The organism is Synechococcus sp. MIT S9220 (assembly GCF_014304815.1).
GTDB lineage: Bacteria > Cyanobacteriota > Cyanobacteriia > PCC-6307 > Cyanobiaceae > Synechococcus_C.
Genome location: NZ_CP047958.1, coordinates 1,164,459 through 1,184,253, shown reverse-complemented (window position 1 = coordinate 1,184,253; position 19,795 = coordinate 1,164,459). Strand labels below are relative to the sequence as shown.

17 protein-coding genes are annotated in these 19,795 nt (G+C 55.1%); 5 read left to right on the top strand and 12 right to left on the bottom strand.

Translation table 11 applies throughout. The features are described from left to right. Positions 1–400 precede the first annotated feature (400 nt). Together SynMITS9220_RS06270 and SynMITS9220_RS06265 are read right to left on the bottom strand one after the other, a co-directional pair. Positions 401–1,483 (bottom strand): molecular chaperone DnaJ, encoded by a 1,083-nt coding sequence (locus SynMITS9220_RS06270; protein WP_186991593.1) that lies wholly within the window; start codon positions 1,481–1,483, stop codon positions 401–403. 35 nt (positions 1,484–1,518) lie between these two features. Next, positions 1,519–3,090 carry a DUF3370 family protein gene (locus tag SynMITS9220_RS06265; protein WP_186991591.1) on the bottom strand — a complete coding sequence of 524 codons (1,572 nt, stop codon included), beginning with the start codon at positions 3,088–3,090 and terminating at the stop codon, positions 1,519–1,521. 184 nt (positions 3,091–3,274) lie between these two features. On the opposite strand from SynMITS9220_RS06265, the gene SynMITS9220_RS06260 reads away from it, so the two are divergent. Then, a complete protein-coding gene (locus SynMITS9220_RS06260) occupies positions 3,275–3,457 on the top strand; it encodes a hypothetical protein (protein WP_115126487.1) in 183 nt (60 codons plus the stop codon). On the opposite strand, the gene SynMITS9220_RS06255 is transcribed toward SynMITS9220_RS06260, so the two are convergent. The 3 genes from SynMITS9220_RS06255 to SynMITS9220_RS06245 are packed head-to-tail and all read right to left on the bottom strand — an operon-like array spanning position 3,439 to position 5,876. Next, positions 3,439–4,032: a sigma-70 family RNA polymerase sigma factor gene (locus SynMITS9220_RS06255; RefSeq protein WP_186991587.1), complete on the bottom strand. Its 594-nt coding sequence runs from the start codon at positions 4,030–4,032 to the stop codon at positions 3,439–3,441. The two genes, SynMITS9220_RS06260 and SynMITS9220_RS06255, sit on opposite strands and share 19 nt — an antisense overlap. Positions 4,033–4,081: 49 nt before the next feature. Continuing rightward, the gene (locus tag SynMITS9220_RS06250) at positions 4,082–4,978 is read right to left on the bottom strand and encodes an ATP adenylyltransferase (protein ID WP_186991584.1); all 897 of its coding nucleotides are present in this window, start codon (positions 4,976–4,978) and stop codon (positions 4,082–4,084) included. Continuing rightward, positions 4,971–5,876, bottom strand: coding sequence for a SpoIID/LytB domain-containing protein (locus SynMITS9220_RS06245; protein ID WP_186991581.1), 906 nt, complete (start codon positions 5,874–5,876; stop codon positions 4,971–4,973). The genes SynMITS9220_RS06250 and SynMITS9220_RS06245 overlap by 8 nt, the downstream gene beginning before the upstream one ends. Before the next feature lie 24 nt (positions 5,877–5,900). Here SynMITS9220_RS06245 and SynMITS9220_RS06240 point away from each other — a divergent pair, with 24 nt between their 5' ends. Then, the gene (locus SynMITS9220_RS06240) at positions 5,901–6,629 is read left to right on the top strand and encodes an SDR family NAD(P)-dependent oxidoreductase (RefSeq protein WP_186991578.1); all 729 of its coding nucleotides are present in this window, start codon (positions 5,901–5,903) and stop codon (positions 6,627–6,629) included. Here the strand turns inward: SynMITS9220_RS06240 and SynMITS9220_RS06235 are convergent. After that, positions 6,611–7,018: a DUF2237 family protein gene (locus SynMITS9220_RS06235; RefSeq protein ID WP_186991576.1), complete on the bottom strand. Its 408-nt coding sequence runs from the start codon at positions 7,016–7,018 to the stop codon at positions 6,611–6,613. The genes SynMITS9220_RS06240 and SynMITS9220_RS06235 overlap by 19 nt on opposite strands. A 111-nt stretch (positions 7,019–7,129) precedes the next feature. On the opposite strand from SynMITS9220_RS06235, the gene SynMITS9220_RS06230 reads away from it, so the two are divergent. Further along, positions 7,130–7,360 (top strand): hypothetical protein, encoded by a 231-nt coding sequence (locus SynMITS9220_RS06230; RefSeq protein WP_066907493.1) that lies wholly within the window; start codon positions 7,130–7,132, stop codon positions 7,358–7,360. Positions 7,361–7,387: 27 nt separating this feature from the next. Here the strand turns inward: SynMITS9220_RS06230 and SynMITS9220_RS06225 are convergent, their stop codons facing one another. From SynMITS9220_RS06225 to SynMITS9220_RS06215, 3 genes are all read right to left on the bottom strand, one after another. Then, complete coding sequence (locus SynMITS9220_RS06225; RefSeq protein WP_067095077.1) at positions 7,388–7,660, bottom strand: DUF4090 family protein; 273 nt, start codon at positions 7,658–7,660, stop codon at positions 7,388–7,390. A gap of 45 nt (positions 7,661–7,705) precedes the next feature. After that, positions 7,706–11,332, bottom strand: a complete 3,627-nt coding sequence (metH, locus tag SynMITS9220_RS06220) for a methionine synthase (RefSeq protein WP_186991574.1) — start codon at positions 11,330–11,332, stop codon at positions 7,706–7,708. A gap of 84 nt (positions 11,333–11,416) precedes the next feature. Next, positions 11,417–12,334, bottom strand: coding sequence for a branched-chain amino acid transaminase (locus tag SynMITS9220_RS06215; protein WP_186991571.1), 918 nt, complete (start codon positions 12,332–12,334; stop codon positions 11,417–11,419). A 72-nt stretch (positions 12,335–12,406) separates the two neighbouring features. Here SynMITS9220_RS06215 and cobN point away from each other — a divergent pair, with 72 nt between their 5' ends. Next, a complete protein-coding gene (gene cobN, locus SynMITS9220_RS06210) occupies positions 12,407–16,180 on the top strand; it encodes a cobaltochelatase subunit CobN (protein ID WP_186991568.1) in 3,774 nt (1,257 codons plus the stop codon). A gap of 9 nt (positions 16,181–16,189) precedes the next feature. On the opposite strand, the gene SynMITS9220_RS06205 is transcribed toward cobN, so the two are convergent. Together SynMITS9220_RS06205 and SynMITS9220_RS06200 are read right to left on the bottom strand one after the other, a co-directional pair. Beyond that, a complete protein-coding gene (locus tag SynMITS9220_RS06205; RefSeq protein ID WP_186991565.1) occupies positions 16,190–16,747 on the bottom strand; it encodes a hypothetical protein in 558 nt (185 codons plus the stop codon). A 27-nt stretch (positions 16,748–16,774) separates the two neighbouring features. Further along, positions 16,775–17,455, bottom strand: a complete 681-nt coding sequence (locus SynMITS9220_RS06200) for a PHP domain-containing protein (protein WP_186991562.1) — start codon at positions 17,453–17,455, stop codon at positions 16,775–16,777. 288 nt (positions 17,456–17,743) lie between these two features. On the opposite strand from SynMITS9220_RS06200, the gene hemG reads away from it, so the two are divergent. After that, the gene (hemG, locus tag SynMITS9220_RS06195) at positions 17,744–18,280 is read left to right on the top strand and encodes a menaquinone-dependent protoporphyrinogen IX dehydrogenase (RefSeq protein ID WP_186991560.1); all 537 of its coding nucleotides are present in this window, start codon (positions 17,744–17,746) and stop codon (positions 18,278–18,280) included. Between the two features lie 30 nt (positions 18,281–18,310). Here the strand turns inward: hemG and SynMITS9220_RS06190 are convergent, their stop codons facing one another. Continuing rightward, positions 18,311–19,795, bottom strand: a complete 1,485-nt coding sequence (locus SynMITS9220_RS06190) for a cryptochrome/photolyase family protein (protein ID WP_186991950.1) — start codon at positions 19,793–19,795, stop codon at positions 18,311–18,313.

The window sequence follows — 19,795 nt, the reverse complement described above, 5'->3', positions numbered from 1 at the left end:
CCGATCAATTTGATCAGATCGCACCAGCTTCGACCTCCTCGTTGTGTCCAACAAAGTTGCGTCACTGTGTCAACAGCAGAGACGCAAAGCGGGAAAAGGCTTTTATTACTAGGTTTATGGGCCTCCGGCCATACCGCTGGACAGGCTCATTGGCTCGTTGGACAGCCACTGATCCATCTCAAGATGGTGAAATTTGTGATGCTCAATCAAAAGCCAACGCGTCAGGTACACCTGCAAAGACATACATGCCGCAAATAAAACAATCAAAAAATGAGATCTTGATAGAAACGATCGAATCTCAATAGCCGGGAGCCTGAGGGATTGAATCAACAGAAGGAGAGATCTCTTGGAAGACTCAAATAAGAACCGAGATGAGTCCAGGATAGAGGCTTAAAGAAGACTAGTGAGACAATTCTTTCTGGCGATAAAGCTCTTTCAGCATCTGATAAGCCTCGTTCAGTCGGCGCATGGCATCGGTTGAACCTCCCGAGTCAGGGTGAACCTCAACGGCTTTGCGCTTGTAGGCGTCGCGGATCGAGCGCAATGTCAACGATTGGCCAGCCTGCGTGGGCAACTCAAGTTGTTTCAGCGCACCATGCAGAGTCATCGTGGACTCAAGCGTTTCGAAGGATGTGACCTTGCGGCTGCGCTTGAAGCGGCTCACGAAACGACGAATCAGCGTTGGGATTCGGTCTGGCACTGAAGCGCTGGCAAAGGGATCCTCAAGAACCGCGGCAGCAACGATCACCTGCTCAAAGCGAGGAGAAGGAACCATCCAGCTTTTGCAGAATTCGGTCATGGAGTGATTGACCTGACTCCAAGTGAATGTGCGCCCCTCGGATCCATCGATATGGGGCCAGATATCACGAGCCATCCACAACATCACGGCCTCCATCACGGTGGGGCCAGGGTTGGAACCATACAGATTGAGCCAATGGTTGAGAGCTACTTCAAACCAATCCTTGATCTGCTGATCACTGATCACCGGAACAACGGGAATCTCGGTGCTGGGTTGATTCTGTGGCGTGAGGCTTTCGCGAATCGCAGTGCTGCGCTTGCGAACGAAACCAGGCAGATCAATACCAACCCCCGTAGGGGATGCACTGCGTGTCGTTGGTCGTGTAGGTGCGGGACGGTCATCGTCCTGACCTGTCGTCTCTAATCCCCCAGATGAACCAACTAAAACGATGGCGCGATCCTCGTCGTACTGAGGCTGTTGGATCGGTTGTGGAGCAAGCAAAGCCTTGGAACCATCCGCAGCTTCAGAATCAGCTTGCTCCGCCGTGCCCTCGGAAGACAGATCAATCGGTGGATCAATCAGTGAACCGGGCGACTCATTCTGATCAAGATCGGGCTGAAAGATTTCCTCAAGCAACCGTTGAAGACATTCCCCCCTGGAACGAGTCTTCCAATCTTTGCGAAGCTGATCAATCTGGTCGACGAGCTCCTCGGGTAATTCCAGGCTGATGCGCTTGCCGCTCATAAGGATCTGACTTGCTGACCGTCAAGCAGGTTTAATTATCGACCCTGCAGACGACGCAACCAGTCCTGTTGGGCACGGATGGCGTCACGGTAACGCTGCTCGAGGCTGCTGTTGACTCTTGTCGGCATGATCATTGCAGGAGTCATGACACTGGTGCCACCCCTGGGAGCCACGGGTAGAGGCGGTGGTGGAGTCGCAACGGTTCTGACAGGCTGCGGAGTGGGCTGTGCAACGGGCGTAGCAGGCATCACTTCAGGTGCAGGTTGCGCATTGACAGCAGGTGGAGCCACTTCTGGTTTGACCTTGCGCGCCTTGGCTTCGGCCTGCGCCTTGCGTGCCGCTTTCAACATTTGTTGACGCTCACGCAACATGGCCAACTGCGTCACTGGAACCACGCTGAGCAAGTGACCCGGCGTGGCATCGGCGGGGTAGACGACACTCACCGTGACAGGGTTGTTGGATCCACGCTTGAGATCTAGATCGGCAATGGAAAGACTCTGTCCGGAGCGCATCCCAACATGGACTTCTTGATATCCCCGTTGAGTCTTGATGCCAATTGATCCACGGAAGGCTGTAAATGGAGAGCGACCCGAGGCAACAGGATGACTGAGAACAAGCTCATGAGCACCCTCGCCGGCAAGATTCAGATCAACATCAAAACGGACTCCGTAAGTGCCAACATTATTGACAGCTGAATCCACCATGCGGGTACTGAGTTTATTGACCTGAATATCTCGAGTCCCGAAATGATGCTTTCGTGTGCTGGTCAAAGGCACATGCAATGAGCCTTGAGAGAGGTCGTGCTGAATGGAAGCTTTATACTCATCGCCAAGTGCAACTCCTGCAACTCGGGAGAACACTTGTCCTGACTGAATCTCACGAATACGATTGAGATAAATTCTTCCTGGCGCAAGTCGTCCACGGTCAAGCACAGCAATCAGTGCATGTTCATCCTGGGTTCCTTCAGCTGCAATTACAGCCATTTGGAAGGGGCCGTTGCTGCTGCCACGCAGAAGTCCATTCATGATTCCGCGAGCGGGCAGAACCGTGCTCACAATCACTTTGCGACTGTTCGGCGGAATCACAACTTCTCTGGAAAGATTGCGATCCAGTTCGCCACGAAGAATCTGAACTGCCGTCGCATCTCCAGGCCCCGTGTTCCAAGGTCTGGGGCCTAACGGCTTCACTCCCATCAATTTATTGGGGTGATATGGAGCTTCAAAACTATTTTTGACAGAACCCTTTTTGAATCGCAAAGTAACGGGTGTTGTGCCAGGGTTAATGGCAATGGCAGCAACAGTCAACAGGCCTCGGGCTCTGCGTCCTCCCAGTTTGCTGGAATCCTGTGGGTAATATTTGTGATGCATATGAACCCCAAATTCACCATTGAATGTGAATGTTGAGTTCTTCAGCGGTTGGTTGGTTTCAGCAGCAATTGAACTGCCAGGCAAGGTATTTACAAGAATTCCTGGCCCTTTGACAATCTCCGGCTGATTGGAGTGAAGAACCGGCACATTGTTGAAGCTGCCATGTAGAGGTCTTGCTCGTTGACCAGCCATCAATGGCACATAGGCCTCAACAGGCCGAGCAAGTTCGCTCGCGGCCATCCCAGCCGAGACGCCAATCAAGACCAGTAGTGGGATTCGATGAGACACTTGCGACTGGTGATTGGTGGCCTTGGAGGGGCCCAAGTTCCAAACCTAATCGCCAGAGAAAAAACCGCCAAGTAATCCCGATGACGCAGTGAGGGTGCCGTTCTCGCCAGGATGGATGGAGTTAACAACCCTCCGGATGTTTCCTCCTTTTGGCTGCTCACCCTGCGCTGATGGCGACTGGCAGCGTCATCACCAAGAACGCAAATTGCGCATGATGCGCTTCTGGCGGGACGGACTTGAGCGTCAAATTGCAGCTGTGACAGCAGCAATCAGCACACTTGAGCAGCAGATCGAACGAGATCAGGCCGGTTCCAACTGATCTGTGAGTTGTTGACGCATCTGGGCAAGACCATGCTTCACTCGACGTTGAATGGTCATGGCGCTGACGCCAGTTTGATTGCCAACATCTCTCAAGCTTTGCCCTTTGAGGATCACTTCCTCAAGCGCAATCCGTTCCTGTCTCGAGAGTCGTTGTATCGCCTGGCTGAGCTGCCGCCGGAATTCAGATCGATCCAGTTCAATCGTGGCGTCAGTCTCCTGGCTGATCAGGTCATCGGTCAGTGACACCAGTCGACGTTGCTGACTGGCTGCATTAAATCCGGCGCCGACATCGCGATCGCTGCTTTGCAACGCTCGCGGGAGCCGAATGATGGCGGCTTTGTCTCGCAGATAATGCAGGATCGCCCCTCTGATGTGGGGTCGAGCAAAGGCTGAGAAAGGAATCTTCCTTTGGCCTTCATAGCGTTCAGCGGCCCGCAGTAACCCCATCAAGCCCACTTGCAGAAGGTCATCGGGGTCCTGACCACTTTTTGCCGCATAACCTCTGGCCAGCGGTTCCACAAGGCGCATGTGATGTTCAACCCGTGCATTGCGTCTGATCTGTTGTCTGTTCATGGATCGTTTGTAGTGGAGCTGATGGACTCCTTCAGACAGACATCGCTGATCAACTCAATGCATCAGTGGATCCACGGAAGTGAGGAACAACCTGTCTGAGCAACTCTTCACCACCATGGCTCTGAAGCCATGCCAAATCTGATCGGTCCGTCGCCAGCAGGTATCCAGCAAACCCGAGTGCATTGACGCTGAATCCCTTGACGTGCTCCTGACTGCGTTTGATCAAGGCCATCCAAGACCTCGTCAGCAACAGGTTGTAGGGAATTGCTGGTGGTTGTTGGCTGAATTGACCACCGAGACCCAGTCGCAAGGCAAGCGAGCGATAGAGACCATGGAGGAGATTCGCCTCCTCGTCTGGATCGCTCGAGAGTGGTCGATCCGCGATGGCGCAGTTTTTGAACAGCGGATCAATGAGTTCTTCGCTGCCTGTCGATGCAGAAGGTTGGTGGAGTCGCTCAATAAACCAGGACAGTCGCGGACAGATGCACTCACCTGGATGACGGGGCAACAGTTGGAGATGACGATGGGGCTGACTGGCGCCGGCCCTTGGACCACTGTTGAAGAACCAAAGGCCTGTACTGTCCCTGTCGACCTGCACCAGGGCACGCCAGTCTTCAGGTTGAAGCCAGTCGGTTTGAGATGCCCAGCCTTGGGTGATCAACAACATGTGCCCACGCTGTACCGGGTACTTATTGAGAATCAGAACGTGGTGGTTGTGAATCCGCTCAATCTCCAGTTGAGGGTCCCAGGGAAGAAAAGGATTGGGCTTGGGCCCTTCAGGTCTGTGATGTTTGGGCAGCGCCGCATTCAGCTGACGCAGTTCGAACTGCTCCGCACTGGCCACTGAAAGCTCGATGGTGGAGGTGCTGAGAGGGGTCAGAGCACCGCAATTCAAGGCCTGTTCGGAGCGCTCCAGCGCCTTAGACCAGAATTGCTTCTCACCCATCGGATTTGATCCTCGCCAGCGATGCCCCTGAGTAGTACCTGCCGAGGATCTCGTTGAATGGAAGCCCCTGTTGCGCCAGCGCCTGAGCACCATGCTGACTCATGCTCGCACCGAGATGCCCGTGTGCTTCATCGGAGATCTCCTGAGTGGATGCATACAACGACTCAACCAGGCCTCCCTTGAAACTCAACACGAGTCCGCGCGTAGCTTCCGTGGCTTGAATGGTTGACGCGTTGCTGCTTGTTCTGCCGGCGTAAGCCTGCCAGCGAGTGGTGTCCCCAAGGTTCCAGTCGCTGTTTGCCGGACGGAGCATATGAACGAGGCCGTAGGAGCGGGCTGCCACGGCCTGGGCCTTGAGAGCTTCGCCATTCCAGTGGCTGGGCATTTCAGCTCCCACAACAGACGCCACATAGCGCTCCAAGTTGATCTGATTGATGGCGAGCCATCCCTGTCCTCGATTCAGCAAATGAATGGTTCCTTCGTAGGCACGACCGTTCACCAACACTGATCCACCGTTACCACCACAACTCACAAGACCTGTCGAAGGCTTGGCGAGCATCCCGTTGAGCAGTCCTGGCAGCACTGGAATCCCTCCCTGCCGCCGACAGCTCGCGCCATCCTGGGTGCTGACCTGCCGTAAGGGGCGCTGACTCAACAGGGCGATACGCAGCTGAGGATCAAGGCTCTCACTGGGAGCGGGCACTTGAGGAGCAAAGGTTGATGGCAGCCGATCATCGCCTCTATTGGACTGAGTTTCTGCGTCAAACAACCCGCTGAGCAAGAGCTCTGCGTCTTGGCTGTCTGAGTGAACACGCCCAGCTCTGGTGGAGCAGACGATCAGTGCTGCCAGCCCCGCACTCGCCAGCAGAGTTAGTAACAGTGGTCGAACGAGACGCATACCCGCAGAGGCGGCGCTGGAATCATGCCTGAAATGTGCACCGATAGCTGGCAGGGACGAGCTCTCGTTGTCGGAGGTGGCGGCATCGGGCGGGCATTGAGCACGGAACTGGCACGGCGCCAGTCTTCCCTGCTGGTGACGCTGGCGACGCGTCACCCGATGTCGGATGAGGAATGGACGGTTGACCTCCAGTGCAAGGACAGTCTCAGCTCACTGACCGAACAACTCAGGGCTGACGGCCATCCTCTGAGAGTTGTGATCAACGCGACTGGACGTCTCCACTGCCCCTCCTATCAACCTGAAAAGCGACTGCAACATGCCGAGCAATCTGCGTTGCTCGACTCGTTCGCGATCAACGCGGCTGGTCCACTGCTTCTAGCCAAGGCAGTCGAGCCTGTTCTGAGCAGGGACTCACCCTTTCACTTCGCCAGCCTGAGTGCCAGGGTTGGAAGCATTGGCGATAACCGCAGCGGTGGCTGGTACGCCTATCGCGGCGCCAAGGCAGCCCAGAACATGATGTTGCGCTGCCTGAGTCTTGAGTGGGGTCGTCGTCTGCCACTGGCGACCGTGACTCTTTTGCACCCTGGAACGACAGACACAGCCCTTTCGCAGCCTTTTCAGAGCTTTGTACCGAAAGAGAAGTTGTTTAGCCCTGAAAGGGCAGCTGGGCATCTCCTGGATGTCCTGCTGGGTCAGACACCATCCGACAGCGGTCGATTCCTCGCCTGGGATGGTCAGGACATTCCCTGGTGAGCATGCTCTCGCAGAATCTCCAGTGGAATGATTTCAACCGTGCTGCTCTCAGTGGAGTTCAAAAGAACCGGCGGAGCCATTCCATCCTCATGCGCCTCCTTCCAGCGAGGCGCACAGACACACCAGTGATCTCCAGGTTGAAGACCAGGAAAACCAAACTCAGGCATCGGGGTGCTCAGATCATTGCCCTGAGCCTTGCTGTAGCTGAGAAAGCTTTCGGTCATCACGCAACAGACGCTGTGACGTCCAAGATCGCCCACATCGGTTCGACAATGTCCATCTCTGAACCAACCAGTCATGGGCTGACAACTGCACACGTCCAGAGGCTTACCCAGAACATTCAGATCACTGGCCTGGACTTCGGTATCGGGAAATGGTTCAGAGCTCATTGGGCCATGGAATCCATGAGGAGTCTGCCGAAGGACTGGCACATTGCGCGACAAGATGGTTGACGGATCCCGGGGGCGAGGCGTTAAAGGTCAATCAGTTATGCCTCCTCGATGGATTGGGAGTTCACTGAAGACGCAGCGTTCCTCGCACTCTGCGACGCCTTCCGCGAAAGCGGGGAATCATCGGCGATTGAGTTCCTCGCCAATGGTGAGGGTGCATTCCACTTTCAGGACCTGTCTCAGAATGCTGCTGGAGAGGGGATCGACCTCAGCGAATCCAGCGCCCTCGAGGAATTTCAACAAGAAGTGATCGACACGATGGAGAAGCTCTGCCAGGAATGATCCGCAGAGCTCCATCAGCGCTTTGGGTCAGCCGTAGAAGAAGCTGATCTCCTTAGCCTTCAAACCCTCCCATCCAGCATCGATCAGGCGCTGATTCAGCGTCTCCTGGTCGAAGTGCTTGGCGCCGGTCTTGACCACTCGATTGCGCATCGACTTGCGGACCCCGCTGCGCTTGCGCTGGCTTTCAAGGGTCATCACTTCCCTGTAAAGCGTCAGCATTTGAGCAGGCAGTGGTGATCCATCCAGATCGATCCCTGCATTGATCGCCTCATCGATGGCGCCGGGCCCACTGAGATCCATGGTGATGCGGTTGATGAAAGTTGCAGTCTGCAGCAGTGATCCTGCTTAAGCGCTGAAGTAGCGGGCTTTGCTGTGCAAAGCCACCAATGCCGTGGTGCTTTGTTCTGGATGAAGCTGGTCGCCCTCATCCATGCTCAGCCCGACTCGGTCAGCGCCAAGCCACAGCAGCTGTTGCCGTGAATCTGCAACGTTGGGACACGCCGGATAGCCAAAGGAGTAACGACTGCCCCGGTAGCGCTGGGCCAACACATCCTTGAGCTGCATCCCTTCAGGATCTGCAAATCCGCATTCACGCCTCACGCGCGCATGGGTCCATTCGGCAAGAGCTTCGGCCATCTGGACGGCGAGTCCATGGAAGAACAGGTAGTCGCTGTAGGAATCGGCCTCGAACAGCTGTTGAGCAAAGACAGAGGCCTGTTCCCCCATGGTGACGGCTTGCATCGGCAAAACATCGCTGGGACCGCCGTCAACAAGATCTCGGTAGAAATCGGCAATGCAATAGCGATTACCGCCACGCTGGCGTGGCACAGAAAAACGTCCGAGCTGACGTGATCCGTCCGGGTCAAAAACAACAACATCGTTGCCTTCACGTCCGCAGGGGAAATAGCCATAGGCCACAGCAGGATGCAAAAGGCTTTCGTCGATTGAGCGTTGAAGCCAGGCCTGAAGAACGGGTTCTGCCTTGGCTTGCAGATCAGCCTCATAGTCTTCCCTTGACTGGCCTTTGACCTTGCGCATCTGCCACTGTCCGGCAAACAGAGCCTGTCGGTCGAGATAGGCCATCACCTCAGGCAGAGGTATTTCAGCGTCACCCTGCAACACTTTTGGACCCAGGAACAAAGGCTGAATGGCCGCTTCCTCAGGAACGGTGTCTGAGCGATCGAAACTGACCGGCACCGGTTCGGCCTTGACCTCCTTTCCGTCTTCACTCGGCTTCGCATCGTCGGAGGTGGCTGGCTCGGATTTCGAACCTGATTCACCTCCAAGGGTGAGTCCCTCAGGGGTCCCATTCAGAAAGCCTTTTTCGTTATCCCAGGCGTCGGACTGACGGGCATCCACAAAGGCATCCATGAAACGCAGATCTGTAAATGCGTCTCTTCCGTAGAGAACTTTGCCGTTGTACACCTCACTGCAATCCTTGTTGACAAACCTTGGAGTCAAAGCAGCTCCACCCAGAACCACTGGAACGTTGATTCCAGCTTCATTGAAAGCAGAAAGATTGTCTTTCATGAATGCGGTGGATTTCACAAGAAGGCCACTCATGGCGATGCAGTCAGCCTGATGCTGTTCTTGAGCAGCAATAATGGCTCCAACGTCTTGCTTAATGCCTAAATTAATAACTTCATAGCCATTATTCGTGAGGATAATATCAACAAGATTTTTGCCAATATCATGAACATCTCCCTTCACTGTGGCAATCAGGAACTTTGCCTTCGCCGAACGCTCGCCATCGCTTTTCTCCATATGTGGCTCAAGAAACGCAACAGCTGATTTCATGGTTTCAGCAGATTGCAAAACGAACGGAAGCTGCATTTGACCCGAGCCAAATAATTCACCAACAACCTTCATCCCATCAAGAAGAAAAGTATTAACAATCTCGAGCGGTTTGTAATTTTCAAGTCCCTCATTGAGAGCCTCATCAAGTCCGATCCGTTCTCCATCAATGATGTGCTGCTTGAGCCTTTCCTCGACGGGGAGATCGGCCAAAGAGGGCCCTGAGGAGCGGGCCTCTTTCGTGCTGACACCCTCAAACAGTGTGGTGAGCTCTGTGAGTGGGTCATAGATGCAGACGTCGCCATCAAAACGTCGAGAATCCTTGATCAGATCACGACAAACCTGTTGGTGACCCTCCTCAATCTTGATCAGGGGAAGAATCTTCGCAGGAGAAACAATCGCAGCATCCATCCCTGCCTCACAGCAGTCATGGAGGAAAACTGAATTCAACGTAATCCTGGCGGCAGGAGAAAGTCCGAAGCTGACATTCGAGACACCGAGCACAACATGAACGCCAGGTAGTTCACTGCGAATCCGACGAATTGCTTCAATTGTTTCGATTGCATTGCGGCGATCCTCTTCAATTCCTGTTGAAATTGGCAACGCGAGCGGGTCGTAAAAAATCTCTCGAGCTGGGATCCCAAACTCAACAGCATCTCTGTAGGCACGTTTTGCAATAGCGACTTTTTTTTCAGCCGTTCGTGCCATGCCTTCCTCGTCAATGGTGCCAATCACCACAGCTGCGCCGTAACGACGAGCCAGTTCAAGCACTTTGAAAAAACGCTCATCGCCATCCTCATAATTCGTGGAATTGAGGATGCATTTGCCGCCGGCAACTTTCAGTCCTGCTTCCATTTTCTGCCACTCAGTTGAGTCGAGCATCAGTGGCAGATTCACATTGGTGACCACACGGGTCACCAGTTCATGCATGTCTTTCTCGCCGTCGCGGCCCACATAGTCGACATTCACGTCGAGAACATGAGCGTTCTCCTTCACCTGCCCACGTGCAAGACCAACAAGGCCATCCCAATCCTCTTCATTCAGCAGTTCACGGACCTTTTTGGACCCGCTCGCATTCAATCGCTCGCCGATGATCAGGAAGGAGTTGTCCTGGAAATAGGGCGTGGCTCCGTACAGCGATGCTGCTGCCGGCTCATAGCCCAGCTGTTGTCGTTCAAGGTGGTGCGTCCTCACCTGCCGGTCGGCGGGTTTCAGTTCATCGGAGATTTCTGACAGCGCTTTGATGTGGGCTGGTGTGGTGCCACAGCAGCCGCCAATCACCTGAACACCCAGATCCTCCACGAAATGCATGAGTTGCATCTTCAGCTCAATGGGAGTGAGCCTGTAATGGGCAACGCCGCCGATGTTCTCCGGAAGTCCGGCATTGGGAATGCAGCTCACCACAAAGGGCGAGTACTCGGCCAGATATTTGATGTGCTCCTTCATCTGCTCAGGACCGGTCGCACAGTTCAAACCGAGCACATCGATCGGGAACGGTTCGAGAATTGAAACCACGGCTGCAATATCCGAGCCAACCAACATGGTTCCCGTGGTCTCCATCGTCACGGAGACCATCAATGGGCGACGTTCGCCGCTGGCTTCAAAGGCATCCTCAACGCCCTGAAGTGCTGCCTTGATCTGTAGAACGTCCTGACAGGTTTCGATGATGAACAGATCCACATCGCCGGCAATCAGGCCTGCCGCCTGATCTCGGAAGGAAGCCCTCAGTGTGTCGAAATCAATGTGGCCGAGGGTCGGGAGCTTGGTGGTCGGCCCCATGGACCCCGCGACAAAGCGAGGCTTCTCCGGAGTGCTGTATTCATCTGCGATCTCACGTGCCAGTTCCGCTGCACGTTTGTTGAGAACGAAAGCCTGATCCTCAAGGTCGTATTCCGCCAGCACCACGGATGCTGCACCGAAGGTGTCGGTCTCGATCACATCACAACCAGCCTCCAGAAACTGGCGATGCACAGCCTGAACCGCGTCAGGACGAGTGACTACGAGGTTTTCGTTGCAACCCTCGAGAACTTCACCACCGAAATCCGCCGCAGAGAGATCCATCTGCTGCAGAGATGTACCCGTGGCACCGTCGAACACCAACACCGGTCGACTGGGGTCGTGCAGACGCTTGAGGAAGCGAGACGATTCAGTGATGGACTTCGTCTGAACTGCCTGCATCACCACTGGATCGGTCAGGCCATCCTAAGAAATGCTGGGCTCAGATCCCCGTTGCTGGTGCGTTGGATACAAACGGTGGCCGGCTTAGCGCTCAAGTTCAACTCGGGTGACCCAGTGGGCGTACTGCTCGTCGCGCCCCTCGGTGATGGCAACCAGCTTGGATCGAAGCGCTTCCATCAACGGTCTCTGCTGTGAAAGAACCGTTGATTCCAGCTGGCGAATCGGAGTGATCTTGGCCGCTGTTCCAGTCAAGAACACCTCATCAGCAATGAACAGCTCGGTCTTGTCGACTGGCCGCTCGATCACCTCAATGCCCATGCCCCTGGCCAGTTCGATCACGCTCGCCCGTGTGATGCCTTCGAGGATGTCCTGATCCACGCCCGGAGTGATCAGTTGGCCGTCACGGACGATGAACAGGTTCATTCCACTGGCCTCGCTGACCTTGCCGCGGGTGTTCATCAGCAAAGCTTCGTCAAAACCGCTGGCGACGGCCTCTGATTTGGCCAACGAACTGGTGATGTAGGCACCGCTGATCTTTCCGCGTAAGGGAAGGGAGCGATCTTCCTGACGGGTCCAGCTGCTAATCCGACAACTCACTCCATCCGGGGAGAGATAGTCACCCAGCTCCAGCCCATAGATCAGAAAATCGGTCTCAATGTTGTGCAGTCGTGGCGCGATGCCGAGATCACTCGTGTATACGAATGGCCTCAGATAAATCGGTGTGGTGGGCTTGTTGGCATGAAGCATGGCTGTGAGAGCTTCCATCACGGTCTCTTCACTGAGATCAGCCAGCAACAGATGGGCGCTTTGAGACAACCGACGTGCATGACGGTCAGCACGAAACAGGAGCATTCCTCCAGGTTTGATCGGGTCGGGAATGGCCCGCATCCCACCAAAGGCTCCAGTTCCGTAATGCAATGCATGCGTCGCCACCGACACCTTGGCGTCCTCAAATGGAACGCAGCGTCCCTGGAACCAGGCGTAGGGAAGGAACTGATGCATCGCTGAGGGTCCGTTGACCAGATCTTCTCACCCGTCAGTTCCCGATTGTCCTGCGCTCTGGAGAATGGGGACATGCATCGCCTAAGCAGCCTGCCGGGGGCCGACACCGATGGGCCGATCTCCTACGTGGAGCAACCCACTGCACCGGTCTTGTTTCTGACCAGCGCCAGCTCGGATATCTCCGCCCTGGCAAGGGTTCTAGACACGCAGACGAGACCGATCTGGCAAGACGGCATCCGTGCGCTGCCGCTGGATGCCCTGTCCCATCCAGCTCAGATCGATCATTACCTGGCCCTCTGCACCGATAAGACGCAACTGATCGTGATCAGATTGCTCGGAGGTCGTGGTCACTGGTCCTATGGCCTTGAACAGTGCTGCTCATGGCTTGCGAAACAGAAGGGTCGGCAACTGCTTGTTTTGGCTGGCACGCCTGAACAGGAGCGTGAACTCCATCCACTCAGCAGTCAGCCTGATCACCTCTGTGATGCCATGGCAAGGCTGCTGCGCGAAGGAGGAGAAGACAACCTGCAGCGTTGGCTCGACGGTCTGGAATGGATATTGTCCACGGCTTCAGGCGAGACGTCTGCCATCGATGCACCGTCATTGACGCTGACGGCCAGTCCCGACCCTGACCCCTACGACTGGCTACAGGAAGAAGGGCCGACAGTTGGCGTGCTTCTCTACCGCGCCCATCGCCAATCAGCGGATGTTCACTGGTGCGATGTTCTGCTCAAAACCCTGCGAGCGCAGGGACTGGTGCCCAAGGCACTCTGGGTGAGCAGCCTGCGTGATCCTGCCGTTCAGCGGGCTGTGAAGGATCTGTACCGGCAACAGGCCGTGGAGCTGGTGATCACCTCGACGTCATTCGCATCTGTTCAGTTTTCGGAAGCAGGACTGGGTGCACCCCTCTGGGATGACCTGGATCGTCCTGTTCTGCAGATGCTGAGTTCCGGACGTTCCCGTGAGCGCTGGCAGGACTCGTTTCAAGGCCTTGATCCGGTTGATCTATCCCTTCAGGTTGTGCTGCCGGAGCTGGATGGTCGCATCACAACGCGGATCGGCGCCTTCCGCGAAGTGGACCACGCGGATGAGCGTTTGTGCACAGCGGTTAAACGCCTGGAGCCTGATGACGCTGGGCTGAACTGGATTGCTGAGCACGCCAGGGCCTGGGTCGACTTGCGCTCCACACAGGCCGAACAGCGCTCAGTGGCACTGGTCCTGGCGAATTACCCTCTCAGAAACGGTCGCCTGGCCAATGGCGTGGGTCTCGATACCCCGGCAAGTTGTCTCAACATCCTGCGCTGGCTGCGCGATGACGGATTCCATCTCGGTGAACAGCCTCTACCGAAGGATCCTGATCTGTTGATCCAACAGATTCTCAACGGTCGCACCAACGATCCAGAAAGTCAGATCAGGCCACCGCTCACCCATCTGCCGCTTTCGCACTATCAGCGCTGGTGGTCATCGTTGCCTGAAGCCGCAAAGTTGCCGATTCTGGATCGTTGGGGTGAACCAGAGCATGCGGTTGATCTTGAGCCGCTTGGCTTCGCCATCCACGGTCTGCGATTCGGCCATGTTGTGGTTCTGGTGCAGCCCAGTCGTGGTTATGACGCAGATCAGCTCAGTGATCTGCATTCTCCAGATCTTCCCCCTCCCCATCGCTATCTGGCTCAGTACCTCTGGCTACGGGAGATCCACCACTGTCAACTGATGCTGCATGTGGGGAAGCACGGCAGTGCGGAATGGCTGCCTGGCAAGTCAGTCGGTCTCAGTCCGTCTTGTGCCCCTGCGCTCGCACTGGGTGCCATCCCCCATCTTTATCCCTTCATCGTCAACGATCCAGGCGAAGGGTCACAGGCCAAACGCAGGGGGCATGCAGTGATCCTGGACCACCTCACACCTCCTCTCGGCAGGGCTGGGCTGCATGGATCCATGCTGTCTCTGGAATCACTTCTGGACGAGTACATCGAAGCAAGGCAACTCGGTGCCTCCCGATGCGATCAGATCCAACAACAGCTGATCCAACTGCTGATCGATCTGAACTGGCCATCGATTGAGAGCTTTCTGTCGAGGCAGAGCTCATCAGCAGAGATCGGTGACTTGTTCGAGCAAGTTGAGACCTACTTGTGTGAACTCAAAGAAGCACAGATCAGGACTGGCCTGCATCGGCTGGGGGACCATCCCCAACCAACCCAACTGGCTGAGTTGTTGCTGGCGATTGCTCGCTCCCCGGCGTCTGATCGTCCTGGACTCACCCAGTGGATGAGCCGCAGTGTCGGCCTGGAATGCGATCCCTGGAAAGACGAGGACGGAGCTTTGTTATCTGACCAGGATCGACAAATCCTGGAACGCCATGGCTGCCATCAGCCTCGGCGACTCAGTGATGCGGTCGAGTGGATCGAGGCACAGGCTGAACGGCTTCTGCTGCAGCTGATCGAGGCCGATGGATCGCAACAGCACGACCAGGCCCCGCCGCTGGATCATGTCTTTCAGAAACTACTCAGCTCAGAGCCACTACCCGGTCCACTCCAGTTCATCAAGACTGATCTCTGGCCTCGGTTGCAGCAATCCGCCAGTCATGAGCATCGGGCCGTCCTAGCGGCAGCGAGCGGCCGCCGGATCGCTAGCGGTCCTTCTGGCGCACCAACCCGTGGACGAGATGACGTTCTGCCGACGGGGCGAAACTTTTATTCCGTTGATCTGAGAGGTCTACCCACAGAAGCTGCATGGGATCTGGGTCGTCGCAGCGCGGAACAACTGCTGGATCTTTACGAACTCGAGGAGGGGGAACCCCTGCGGCACCTGGCGTTGTCGGTCTGGGGAACAGCCACCATGCGCAATGGAGGCGAAGACATCGCTCAGATGTTTGCCCTGCTCGGCGTGCGGCCCGTCTGGGATGGCCCGACACGGCGGATGGTGGATCTTGAGTTGATTCCCTTGACCCTGCTGGAGCGACCACGCGTGGATGTCACTCTGCGCATGTCGGGTCTGTTCCGGGATGCCTTTCCACAGCTGCTTGCCTGGGTCGATCGCGCCTTGTCCATGGTTGCTGGGCTTGAGGAGGCCGAGAGGGACAATCCCCTGGCAGCTCTCACTCGCAGCCGCGGACCTCAGGCCCGTCTGTTCGGATCCGCACCAGGCTCCTATGGCGCTGGCCTTCAGGCCCTGATCGACTCAGGTCAGTGGGAACGGCGTGATCAGCTTGGAGAGGCCTACCTGGCCTGGAGCTCCTGGAGCTATGACGCCGAAGCGACAGCTCATCACGACAGGGTGGGACTCGAACAGGCTCTTCAGGACGTTCAGGTTGTGCTGCACAACCAAGACAACAGGGAACACGACCTGCTCGATTCCGATGACTACTACCAGTTTCAGGGGGGTTTGGCTGCTGCAGTGAACCGGGTCAGCGGCAACGATCCGAAACTGTTTTTCGCTGATCATTCCCGTAGAGAACGGTTGCGGATTCATGGACTGGATCGTGAGATCGACAAGGTCGTCCGCAGTCGGCTGCTTAACCCACGCTGGATCGAAGGGATGAAGCAGCACGGCTACAAGGGGGCCTTCGAAATGGGAGCCAGCCTTGATTATCTGTTCGCCTACGACGCCACAACCGGTGCGGTTCCGGATTGGTGTTACGGCCGAATCGCTGAAAGCTGGCTGCTTGCCGAGGATGTCAGAGAGTTTCTCTTGCGACGCAATCCCTGGGTCATGAGAGATATGGCCGAACGCTGTCTGGAAGCAGCCACAAGGGGACTCTGGTCCGATGCCGATGCCTCGTTGCTCGATGCGATCAGAAGTGTCCTGCTCGAATCGGAGCGTGCGGTTGAAGGAGTTGACATCAACCGCTGAGGCCTGACCTTATTTGTTGAGATCCCGAACCATGGAGAGGAAAGGATCGATTGAACCAGGCTTATTACTCTTCTGAGAACCTGAGCTCGAAGGCTTCGGTTCCTCTTTGGGTTTGAGCTCCTGTTTGCGAGCCAGAGGAGCCGCATCAGGGGCAGCGAGAGCGTTCACACCTGCCTGCTTCAGTGCGTTGCCTTTGAGCCGCTCGTCCAGTTCCGATTGCGACATCGTTTCCGCAAAGGTTTTCTTCACCGCTTTGGGAACACCAGTATTGACGGTGACCGTCTCCTTTTTGACAACCTGATCACCCAGACCCTCACTGCGCCTATCGACTTTGAGATCCGTGGCGTCCACTTCAGTGACCATCTCCTTCATCCCAGGGCTGTCAAGAGTTCCTGGAAACGTGTGGCGGATGGTCTTGGACTCACGCATGTAGTCGCGGTCGCCAAAGGTTGACGCGCTGTCGCTGTCGAGGAAAAAAGCTTCCTGTTTCGGCTTTTTGGCCTTGGGACCTTTTGCAGACTCGTTTTGATCCGAGCTGGAATTAAGCAGACGATCGAAGAGGCCCATACCCAGAGACAGGGAATTCCGTCGAACTTAGCGACCTTCCAGGTTCAAGCCGTGACTATCTGTTCCACACGTACGCAAAAGGCCAAGGTTCTTCAAACGACGATCGATGGCTTCACAGACCACAGGAGACCAGCTCCAGCGGGTTTGCATGTCGTAGTCATACCAGGCTTCACCCCCGTCAAAGCCGAGTTCTGCAGCAGCATCGATCAGATCTGCAAAGCCGACCCTGTACCGACCTGGATGAGCAAGAATGGCCAGACCGCCTGCTTCATGGATCGCTCGGCAGACGCTCTCCGCTCTGAGATCCTCTCCGACCGCTGCATCACCGCTGTTGTAGACAGCGAGTGCCCTGTGCCCAGGTTCAAAACCAAGAGCCAACACATGGACAAGACAGCCTCGCAGGATGGCGCTGATCTCCATACCGCTCCAGAGAGTCGGAACCTTGTCACCACGCTGACGACGCTGGTTGAGCCAGTCGAGCATCGGTTGAAATGAAGCACTGGAGTGGTGATCAGTCACAGCGAGATGACTGAGACCACGTTCTGTCGCTTGTTTAATTAATTCAAGTGGTTGCAGACTGCCATCACTGCATTGTGTGTGGCAGTGGAAATTACAGATATCAGGGCAGCTGTCGGGACCGACGTCTCTGAGAACCTCTCGAAGAGGGTGAGATTCAACTGACAAGACACGCTCCCAGCCGACGAGCATCAACAACTGATCTTTTCATGTTGATGATATCAGCAGAGCAGTCGATTCGGAAGATTAAGGGAACCAATCGATTGCAACATCGATATGTCTGACAAAGCATTGTGAATCTCTGAAATCAATCCTTGAGACGATGATTAAAGAAATGACAAGGACAGATCAAGTCAAGTACTAACGTCAATAAGGCATGACAAAAACAGTGAAGCGAGTCTGCAGTCTTTACAGTTGTTGAAAAAACAAGCCTTGTTGATCATGTAACAGTATAGTTGAGTCAAACGTCATCAAACCAGCGTGTCTGATAAAAAGTCTAAGCTTTTAATCCTTTATTCAACCGTTGATGGACATGCCAAGCATATTTGCGAATACGCCCAGGAAAAGTTGAATGAAGACAAGGCGATAACCATTGCCTCACTTGATACGGATTCCGAGCAAGACCTTTCTGATTTTGATGAGGTTCTGCTGGGCGCAAGTGTCAGATATGGCTACCACAGAAAAAACGTATATGAATTCGTCACAAAGAACAAAGATACGCTCTCTGAGAAAAAGACGGCATTTTTTTCACTGAACCTCACGGCAAGAAAGCCTGAAAAAGCAACCCCTGAGACCAATCCCTACATCGTTAAATTCTTGAAAAAGGTCGAATGGGATCCCGACTTGAAAGGTGTTTTTGCAGGCAGACTCGACTATCCCAGCCTCAACTGTCCCAACAGATTGGCGATTTTACTGATTATGGCCATCACCAATGGTCCAAAAGACCTATCTAAAGTCCATGAATTTACGAATTGGACAAAAGTCGATGAAATGATTGAGTCAATCAGAAATTTTTAAACGCTTTCATCTCTCATTGATCGAGACATGTCATAGGGATTCAATAAATTGCCTGGCATGATTTTGGTGCTTCCGCAGAACGTCGGAATCCATTCGATCCAGATTGCGAGCCATCATCGCCAGCCGGAACTGACCACGGAAGAAGTCCTCGTGTGTCTTGATGAAACTCCAGAACAGTCCATCCCAGATGTCGCACCACTCTCCTTTGCGGTAATCCGACATCTTGCGCACGTAATTCGAGCCGGAGAGATAGGGCTTGGTGGAAAACAGGCCTCCATCAGCAAACTGACTCATGCCATACACATTCGGGACCATCACCCAGTCGTAGGCATCGACGAACATCTCCATGAACCAGCGGTAGACGCGGTTTGGATGAAAGCCGCAAAGCAGCATCACATTGCCCAGCAGCATCAAACGCTCGATGTGATGGCAATAGCCAGTGTCCAGAGCGTGGTGAATGGCGTCATCGATTGGGGGCAGACCGGTTGTGCCTAGATAGAAGGCCTCGGGGATAGGCCTGTCATCGAAGTCCCAGAAATTGCCGGTGCGCATCTCCACCCCATGGCGCTTGTACATCGCGGCCATGAACTCACGCCAACCGATGATCTGGCGAATGAAACCTTCAAGTGAATTGAGCGGCACATCCCCCTCAGCAGCCCGTTCAAGCGTCCGATCGAGAACCTGTTGAGGTGTCAAGAGACCGATATTGAGCATCGGCGTCAGCACGCTGTGCCACATCACCCGATGCTGTGTGCTGATGGCGTCCTCATAGGAGCCGAAATCTCTCAATCGCTGGCTGAGGAAGGTCTGAAGCCAGGCATCCGCTGACTTGTGATCCAGGGGATAGGCAAATAGATCCCAGCGACCGATCAACGGCAGATTTTCCTGTTCCAGCTCCTGACGTGACCGGTCCACCACAGCTGCTGAGCTGGCTGTTGGTTCCTGAGGAACAACGATTCCTTTGGGAAGCTTTTTGCGGTTGTCTGCATCAAAACTCCAACGACCTCCAACGGGGCCACCATCCACTTCAAGCAGAACATTCAGACGTTTGCGCTGCATCTCATAGAACTTGGCCATGAGCGGCTTGCGACCTGTGGCGAAGTGCTCGTTGATGACGGAATCCGGCGTCAGCAACATCGGAGTGGCAGTGATTGTGAGGTTGCAACCGTTCTGTTCTGCAAATCGATTCAGGCGCCTACTGAGCACGTCGTCGACAGGATCTGCCAGATGGAAGTGCTTGTAGCCCATGGCGAAGAGAGCCTGGAGATGTCCCTGCGTGTCAGGCGCCTGCAGATGGCGACGTTCCAGCACAGTGAAGCCTCGTGCACGCAGGCCTTCTGCGTAGAGAGCCATGGAACATCGATGCAGCAGCAGACGCTGACGGTGCACCTGCATCGGCCAGTGCGGATCCGTGCCAAAGAAGAGCGGATCCTCAATCAGCGCCACCGCCCGGTCTGTGTTCAGGCTTGGGTGATCAGCAAACAGCTGATGCGGATAGACAACGGTGAGCTCCAA

Bases quoted from the DNA above. Each gene is read 5' to 3' on its own strand.
- SynMITS9220_RS06270 (WP_186991593.1), bottom strand. From the start codon at position 1,483: ATGAGCGGCAAGCGCATCAGCCTGGAATTACCCGAGGAGCTCGTCGAC.
- SynMITS9220_RS06265 (WP_186991591.1), bottom strand. From the start codon at position 3,090: ATGGCCGCGAGCGAACTTGCTCGGCCTGTTGAGGCCTATGTGCCATTG.
- SynMITS9220_RS06260 (WP_115126487.1), top strand. From the start codon at position 3,275: ATGTTTCCTCCTTTTGGCTGCTCACCCTGCGCTGATGGCGACTGGCAG.
- SynMITS9220_RS06255 (WP_186991587.1), bottom strand. From the start codon at position 4,032: ATGAACAGACAACAGATCAGACGCAATGCACGGGTTGAACATCACATG.
- SynMITS9220_RS06250 (WP_186991584.1), bottom strand. From the start codon at position 4,978: ATGGGTGAGAAGCAATTCTGGTCTAAGGCGCTGGAGCGCTCCGAACAG.
- SynMITS9220_RS06245 (WP_186991581.1), bottom strand. From the start codon at position 5,876: ATGCGTCTCGTTCGACCACTGTTACTAACTCTGCTGGCGAGTGCGGGG.
- SynMITS9220_RS06240 (WP_186991578.1), top strand. From the start codon at position 5,901: ATGCCTGAAATGTGCACCGATAGCTGGCAGGGACGAGCTCTCGTTGTC.
- SynMITS9220_RS06235 (WP_186991576.1), bottom strand. From the start codon at position 7,018: ATGAGCTCTGAACCATTTCCCGATACCGAAGTCCAGGCCAGTGATCTG.
- SynMITS9220_RS06230 (WP_066907493.1), top strand. From the start codon at position 7,130: ATGGATTGGGAGTTCACTGAAGACGCAGCGTTCCTCGCACTCTGCGAC.
- SynMITS9220_RS06225 (WP_067095077.1), bottom strand. From the start codon at position 7,660: ATGGATCTCAGTGGGCCCGGCGCCATCGATGAGGCGATCAATGCAGGG.
- metH (WP_186991574.1), bottom strand. From the start codon at position 11,332: ATGCAGGCAGTTCAGACGAAGTCCATCACTGAATCGTCTCGCTTCCTC.
- SynMITS9220_RS06215 (WP_186991571.1), bottom strand. From the start codon at position 12,334: ATGCATCAGTTCCTTCCCTACGCCTGGTTCCAGGGACGCTGCGTTCCA.
- cobN (WP_186991568.1), top strand. From the start codon at position 12,407: ATGCATCGCCTAAGCAGCCTGCCGGGGGCCGACACCGATGGGCCGATC.
- SynMITS9220_RS06205 (WP_186991565.1), bottom strand. From the start codon at position 16,747: ATGGGCCTCTTCGATCGTCTGCTTAATTCCAGCTCGGATCAAAACGAG.
- SynMITS9220_RS06200 (WP_186991562.1), bottom strand. From the start codon at position 17,455: ATGCTCGTCGGCTGGGAGCGTGTCTTGTCAGTTGAATCTCACCCTCTT.